We start from the raw sequence: 7,454 nt of genomic DNA, 5'->3' as shown, positions 1-7,454 counted from the left end.
AAGACTAAAAAAGTAAGTCTCGAACTGGCACCGTATTCATTTTATGTAGTAAGGATAAAAACGCTTTAATCTATCTTTTAAAATCTGCTTTAGTTTGAGGGGAAAATTGTTATGATTTTCCCCTTCTTTTTTCAATTTCTCAAAAATGAAATCTATTTATATTGGTTGTATGGCATTGCTGATGTGGTGCCAATATGAAATCGCTTTTGCTCAAACTTCGCATCCTTATTCTCACGACCCAAGTACTATTGTAAAGGAAGGTGACAAGTTTTGGTACTTTTCAACAGGCTGGGGAATCACGCCAGCATTTTCAAAAGATTTGAAACATTGGGAAACTAAAACGCCTCCTATATTTAAAAAGGGAGAACATCCTGCTTGGATAGATAGCACTGTACGAGGCTTTAAAGGGCATTTTTGGGCACCTGATGTGATTTTTATGAATGGAAAATATCATGTATATTACTCATGTTCAACCTTCGGCTCACCGACTTCTGCTATTGGATTGGTAACCTCATCGAGCCTCAATCCAGACAGTCCCAATTACGGATGGGAAGACCAAGGTGTGGTCGTAAAATCACTAGACAAAAAAGATTTTAATGCCATTGATCCTAGCATTTTGAAAGATTTAGACGGTCGAGTGTATATGACCTATGGGTCTTTTCATGCGGGTATTGCTGGCGTAGAGCTAGATACCTTAACTGGTAAAGTAAAAGTGGGGGCATCTATTACCCCATTGGCTGGTGGCCGCGAATCAGATTGGGAAGCTTCTTGTTTGATTCGTGAAGGGAGGTATTTCTATCTTTTTGTAAATAATGGCTTATGTTGTAAAGGCTTGAATAGTACTTATTATATCGTGGTGGGTCGTTCCGAAAGTCCTCTAGGGCCATTTGTTGACCAATCGGGTCGTAAACTTACTGAAGGTGGTGGCATGGTTTTGCTTCGTAGTCAGGGTACTAAACTGGGGCCTGGACATGTGGGTTTGTTACGTGACGGAAAAAAACTTATTACCTCTGTACATTTCTACGACGCTTCAGATGAAGGAAAGTCAAAGTTTGCTTTGATTAATTTGAAATTTAAAAATGCTTGGCCTCTCCTCACGTGGGAATGAGTAGAGGCAGTTAAGTTTGAAAAACCAAGGCACTTTTTTTTACTTGTGGGAGTACACAAGTCATTTGTATACAGAGGTTTATCGTAGGTAATTTTAATAATCTTATAAATTTTTCTTATTATTTTTTGTATTAATCAAATATTTGATTTAAAATTGTGTCATAATAACACGTTTTGAATAATCATAGCGATTTGTATTTCATAAATAGTATATAGTGGGGGAATCGCTGATTCCCTTTCACTTCGATAGAAAGGAATAAATTTGAAATAATTTCCTCATTTTTAGTCCTTTTTTAAGTGAAAATAAGTTATTTCGAATTTTTAAAGTAAAAAGTATCTTTATAAGCATCATATTTTTACTTTAAGTTAAACGAATAACCATTTTCTGAGAGTAATCAGGCTATTTATGACAAAGCCCAAAGCTTTATAAAAACTATAACAAAGAATGCTAGCAAGATATAATCATAGTACTCGAATCCTTTTGGCTCTAGACTGTATTGTGTTTGGGTTTGATGGAGAAGAGTTGAAGTTATTATTAATCAAACGTGATTTTGAACCTGAGCGTGGCAAGTGGTCATTGATGGGTGGTTTCTTGAATGAGGATGAGGATTTGGAGGTGGCGGCCAACCGTATTTTGTATGACTTGACAGGTTTGAAAGATATATATTTCGAAGAAATTAAAACTTTTGGCGAAATCAATCGTGACCCCGTGGAGCGAACAGTTTCGGTTTGTTTTTTTGCTTTGATTAATATCCACGCACATAGTCAGGATGCAGCCAAGGCACAAAATGCTTTTTGGATTAGTCTGAAAGACCGTCCAGATTTGATTTTTGACCATAGTAATATGGTTGATTTGGCACTCGAAAGATTGCGGTATCGTGCGGCATTGCATCCCATTGGATTTGAGTTATTGCCTGAGAAATTTACGATTCCTCAATTGCAAAAACTCTACGAAGCGATTTATGATACGCCTCTGGACCGTCGTAACTTTAGCCGTAAAATTCTATCGACTAAATTGTTGATAGATACAGGTGAAAAGAACGAAAACTCGGCGACCAAGAAGGCGATTTTGTATAAACTAGACCAAGAGAAATATCAGAGACAGTTTAATGCTTTTCATTATTTTGTATCTGATTTTAAAGTCTAAAATCCGAAAGTACCAAGAGCGAATAAGTGAATCCATATAAACCTGAATAGGTCATGAGTATTTTATAAATAACTTGTGCTTAGGGAAATAACAGAAGGTTTATAAGAAAAAGTACTTATTCGCTTTTTTGAAATATAAAATTGTGTCAATTTAACGCATTTGGCTGATTTCAGCTCGGCTTTAAACATATATTCAACGAATGAAAAATCAATTTGTAATCGGAGTTGATTACGGAACAGACTCGGTAAGAGCATTGGTAGTAAATACCGCAACAGGCGAAGAAGTAGGTACAGCCGTTCACTATTATGCTCGTTGGAAGCAAGGTTTGTATTGCGATCCAGCTTCATCGCAGTTTAGACAACACCCTTTGGATTATTTGGAGGGTTTACAAAATTCGATAGCTGGTGCATTAGAAGGTTTGACCGATGAGGTAAAACAAAATATTGTAGGAATTTCGGTAGATACTACAGGTTCTACTCCTGTGGCCGTTGACCAAAACGGTACACCTTTGGCTTTGTTACCTGAGTTTGCTGAAAATCCGAATGGGATGTTTATTCTTTGGAAAGATCATACTGCAAATGCCGAAGCTGAAGAAATCAATCATTTAGCACATCATTGGGATACCGATTTTACAAAATATGTTGGAGGAATTTATTCATCAGAATGGTTTTGGGCAAAAATCCTTCGTACCCTACGCGTAGATGAAACCATTCGTGAAAAGGCCTATTCTTGGGTAGAACACTGTGACTGGATTTCGGCTGTACTAACAGGAAATACCGACCCAATTTCGATGAAAAGAAGTCGTTGTGCCGCAGGACATAAGGCGCTTTGGCACCAAGAATTTGAAGGACTTCCTTCTGAAGAATTTTTGACAAAATTAGATCCACTTTTGGGCGGATTAAGAGATAGACTTTTTAGCGAGACTTATACTTCAGACAATAGTATGGGTACCATTTCAAAAGAATGGGCTGACAAACTTGGTATTTCTGATAAAGCAATAATTGGTGTAGGCGCTTTTGATTGTCACATGGGGGCAGTTGGGGCAGATATTCAGCCTTATTCTTTGTGTAAAGTTATCGGAACGTCTACTTGCGATATGTTGGTAGCGCCAAACGAGGAAATTGGACATTTGTTGATTCGTGGTATTTGTGGTCAAGTAGATGGTTCTATTATTCCGGGTATGTTAGGAATGGAAGCAGGACAATCGGCTTTTGGCGATTTGTACGCTTGGTTCCAAAAAGTGATTGTTGGACCTGTTCGTGATTTATTGGGTCAGGAAGCTGCCGACAAACTTAGTGCTGAGTTGATTCCTTATCTTTCAGAAAAGGCCTCAGAATTACCTGTAAAAGTTAGTGATATTGTCTCTGTTGACTGGATGAATGGTCGTCGTACGCCTGATGCTAAACATACACTCAAAGGAGGTATTATTGGTTTGAATTTAGGTAGCGATGCTGTGAAAATTTTCAAATCATTAGTAGAGGCAACCGCTTTTGGTGCAAGAGCTATTTCTGACCGTTTCCAACAAGAAGGTGTACCTATTAAGCAAGTAATTGCCATTGGTGGAGTAGCCAAAAAATCACCATTTGTTATGCAAACTTTGGCAGATGTATTGAATATGCCGATTAAAGTAGCAAGTTCAGATCAAGCTTGTGCTTTGGGTGCAGCGATTTGTGCTTCGGTTGCAGCTGGTGTGTATCCAGATATGGCTTCGGCTCAGAAAAATATGGCTTCAGCATTTGATGCAACTTACGAACCTCGTCCAGAAGTTGTGCCTATCTACGAAGCACTTTATCAAAGATACCAAGGCATCGGACAGTATATCGAGGAGAATATATAAAAGAGCCTTAAGCTGTAAGCTGTATGCTATAAGCAAAGTCAATTATTGCTTACAGCTTATGGCATAAAGCCTAAAGCATCTTTCTAACAACTTAAAACATCAAGACAATCAGAACAATGAGTAATTTAAAAACATTTGGCGGTTTGCCATTAGAAGTGTGGTTCGTAACAGGTAGCCAGCATTTATACGGTGAAGAAACACTTCGTCAGGTAGATGAACATTCGAAAATCATTGCGGACTCGTTCCAAGCATCTTCGATTATCCCTGTAAATGTGATTTTCAAGCCAGTGGTGAAAACACCAGATGAAATTTATACGATCTGTCAAGAAGCAAACTTTGCTCCTAACTGTATTGGTATTGTTGCATGGATGCACACTTTTTCTCCTGCAAAAATGTGGATTCGTGGTTTGAATATTTTGAAAAAACCATTGTTGCACTTGCATACACAGTTCAACCGTGATATTCCTTGGTCGAGCATCGACATGGACTTTATGAACCTTAACCAATCGGCACATGGTGACCGTGAGTTTGGTTTCATTATGTCTCGTATGCGTTTGAGCCGTAAAGTGGTGGTAGGTCACTGGCAACAAGAAGATGTGTTACAAAAAATCAATGTTTGGGCACGTGTAGCGGCAGGTCGTTTCGAAATGCAACGTTTGAAAGTAGTTCGTTTCGGTGACAACATGCGTCAAGTAGCAGTAACAGACGGCGATAAAGTTGGTGCTGAAATGACTTTTGGATTCTCAGTAAATACACACGGTGTTGGTGATTTAGTAAAAGTAATCAACCAATTCTCTGATGCTGAAATCAATCAATTAGTAAAAGAATACGAAGATACCTACCAAGTAATGGATTCTTTGAAAGCTGGTGGTGCTATGCGTGCCTCTTTGTTTGAAGCTGCTCGCATCGAACTTGGTTTGAAAGCATTCTTGGAAGATGGTGGCTTTGGTGCTTATACCAATACCTTCGAAGATTTGTACGGTATGAAGCAATTGCCGGGTATCGGTTCACAACGTATGATGGCTGCTGGCTATGGTTACGGTGGCGAAGGTGACTGGAAAACCTCTGCTATGGTTCGTGTGATGAAGTTTATGGCGAGTGGTTTGGAAGGTGGTAACTCTTTCATGGAAGATTATACTTATCATTTCGATCCAGCTAATCCGATGGTATTGGGTGCACACATGTTAGAAATCTGTCCAAGTATTGCGAAAGGTGCAGTAAAATGTGAAGTACATCCATTAGGAATTGGAGGGAAAGAAGATCCAGTTCGTTTGGTGTTTAATGGTGGTGCTGGTGCAGCCTTGAACGTTTCTTTGATTGATATGGGTAACCGTTTCAGAATCTTAGTAAACGAAGTAGATGGCGTAGATGTAACAGAAGAATTACCAAAATTACCTGTAGCGCGCGTATTGTGGAAACCACAACCAGATATGGCAACAGGATGTGCGGCATGGATTTTGGCGGGTGGTGCTCACCACACCGTATTTAGCCAAAACCTTACAACTGAATATATCGAGGATTTAGCGGATATGTTTGGTGTTGAGTTGGTAGTAATTAATAAAGATACTCAGTTACGCAATCTTAAAAACGAGTTACGTTGGAATGAAGTAGCATACAAATAAGCAGTTTTGGGCGAATGGTGTCATTCGCATTATTCGCCCAAATACCAAAGTAGTGATAATGTAAGGTTTTGTATTAGAATAAAACAGACTCACTGCTTTATCGATTGCAAACAAACTATCCTCCTAAATTAATTAACTAAACTATGAAAAAATGGATTTCGACATTAGCGCTTGCAGCTATGTCATTACAAGGATTTGCTCAAAACGAAGTAACGCTTGATGCCTCGCAAGCTAAAACTCAAATCAACCGCCAGATATATGGTCACTTTGCTGAACATTTGGGGGCTTGTATTTATGGAGGTTTGTATGTTGGTGAAAATAACACGAAGATTCCTAACATCAATGGTGCTCGTAAGGATGTGATTGAGGCCTTGAAAAAAATGAAGATTCCTAACCTTCGTTGGCCAGGTGGATGTTTTGCTGATACTTACCACTGGAAAGACGGTATTGGTCCTAAAAAACAACGTCCTTCTATCGTGAATGCTTGGTGGGGTGGTGTAACAGAGGATAATAGTTTTGGTACACATGATTTTTTGAATTTGTGTAAAGAATTAGGTACAGAACCCTATTTGGCTGGAAACGTAGGTAGTGGTACTGTAAAAGAATTGTCTGACTGGGTTCAATATGTAAACCATAATGGCGTGAGTCCAATGGCTAATTTGCGTAAAGAAAATGGTCAGGATAAAGCTTGGGGAGTAAAATACTGGGGTGTTGGAAACGAGGCTTGGGGTTGCGGTGGTAACATGAAGGCGGAATACTATGCCAACATTTATCGTCAATACGCCACTTTTATGACGGATTGGGATAACGGTTCGAAGTTGTTCAGAATTGCGTCTGGCGCTAACTCGAAAGATTATAATTGGACAGAAGTTTTGATGCGTGATATTCCTCATCACATGTTGGAGGGTATTGCATTACACCATTACTCGGTGATTAACTGGGACAAAAAAGGTCCAGCAGCGAATTTTACAGAAGAACATTATTTCAAAACTATGCAGCAGGCTTTGTTTATGGATGAGCTTATCCAAAAGCATACAGCCATCATGGACAAATATGATCCTAAAAAGAAAGTAGCATTGGTAGTTGACGAATGGGGTGGCTGGTACGAAGTAGAGCAAGGAACAAACCCAGGGTTTTTGTACCAACAAAATACGATGCGTGATGCGGTGTTAGCGGGTGCAACTTTGAATATTTTCCACAAACATTCGGAACGTGTAAGAATGGCCAACTTAGCTCAAATCGTAAACGTATTACAGGCTGTAGTGTTAACGAAGGAGGAAAAAATGATTTTGACTCCAACTTATCACGTCATGGAAATGTACAATGTACACCAAGATGCAACTAATATTCCTGTGGAGATAAAGTCAAATGACTATGTGTTTGGTACTGAAAAATTACCAGCGGTTTCGGTTTCGGCTTCAAAAGACCAAGCAGGTGTAGTACATATTTCATTAACGAACATCGACATTAACAAAGGACAAGAGATTTCTATCAACTTGAAAGGAATCACAGCGAAGGCTGTTACAGGTCGTGTGTTAACGTCGGCAAAAGTACAAGACCACAATACTTTTGACAATCCTGAAAAAGTAAAACCAACTACTTTCACAGGGGCAAGTATTTCGGGTAATACGCTTAAAGTAAAATTACCTGCTACCTCGGTAGTAGTATTAGAGCTGAAATAATAAAGCTTTTACTATACAATTGTAAAAACTCGCTAGAAACCTCTGGCGAGTCTTTTACC

Annotated in this window: 5 protein-coding genes; all 5 read left to right on the top strand. The window is 39.0% G+C overall.

Annotation, left to right across the window (positions count from 1 at the left end):
* Positions 1 to 145: 145 nt before the first annotated feature.
* The 5 genes from ACOVQ4_RS19465 to ACOVQ4_RS19445 all read left to right on the top strand — a co-directional run bounded on the left by ACOVQ4_RS19465 (position 146) and on the right by ACOVQ4_RS19445 (position 7,395).
* Complete coding sequence (locus ACOVQ4_RS19465) at positions 146 to 1,108, top strand: arabinan endo-1,5-alpha-L-arabinosidase (RefSeq protein ID WP_421822272.1); 963 nt, start codon at positions 146 to 148, stop codon at positions 1,106 to 1,108.
* A 444-nt stretch (positions 1,109 to 1,552) separates the two neighbouring features.
* Positions 1,553 to 2,254, top strand: a complete 702-nt coding sequence (locus tag ACOVQ4_RS19460) for an NUDIX hydrolase (protein ID WP_095168314.1) — start codon at positions 1,553 to 1,555, stop codon at positions 2,252 to 2,254.
* A gap of 199 nt (positions 2,255 to 2,453) precedes the next feature.
* Positions 2,454 to 4,091: a ribulokinase gene (locus ACOVQ4_RS19455; RefSeq protein WP_421822271.1), complete on the top strand. Its 1,638-nt coding sequence runs from the start codon at positions 2,454 to 2,456 to the stop codon at positions 4,089 to 4,091.
* 116 nt (positions 4,092 to 4,207) lie between these two features.
* Complete coding sequence (gene araA / locus ACOVQ4_RS19450) at positions 4,208 to 5,713, top strand: L-arabinose isomerase (protein WP_421822270.1); 1,506 nt, start codon at positions 4,208 to 4,210, stop codon at positions 5,711 to 5,713.
* Between the two features lie 143 nt (positions 5,714 to 5,856).
* Entirely contained in the window at positions 5,857 to 7,395 is a 1,539-nt protein-coding gene (locus ACOVQ4_RS19445) for an alpha-N-arabinofuranosidase (RefSeq protein WP_421822269.1), read from the top strand.
* Positions 7,396 to 7,454 lie beyond the last annotated feature (59 nt).

This window comes from Flectobacillus sp. (assembly GCF_049240685.1).
Lineage (GTDB): Bacteria > Bacteroidota > Bacteroidia > Cytophagales > Spirosomataceae > Flectobacillus.
This window is presented reverse-complemented; position numbering and strand designations above follow the sequence as displayed.

What these genes read in the sequence shown, in the direction of transcription:
- ACOVQ4_RS19465 (WP_421822272.1), top strand. Translation starts at nt 146, where the DNA reads ATGAAATCTATTTATATTGGTTGTATGGCATTGCTGATGTGGTGCCAA.
- ACOVQ4_RS19455 (WP_421822271.1), top strand. Translation starts at nt 2,454, where the DNA reads ATGAAAAATCAATTTGTAATCGGAGTTGATTACGGAACAGACTCGGTA.
- ACOVQ4_RS19445 (WP_421822269.1), top strand. Translation starts at nt 5,857, where the DNA reads ATGAAAAAATGGATTTCGACATTAGCGCTTGCAGCTATGTCATTACAA.
- ACOVQ4_RS19460 (WP_095168314.1), top strand. Translation starts at nt 1,553, where the DNA reads ATGCTAGCAAGATATAATCATAGTACTCGAATCCTTTTGGCTCTAGAC.
- araA (WP_421822270.1), top strand. Translation starts at nt 4,208, where the DNA reads ATGAGTAATTTAAAAACATTTGGCGGTTTGCCATTAGAAGTGTGGTTC.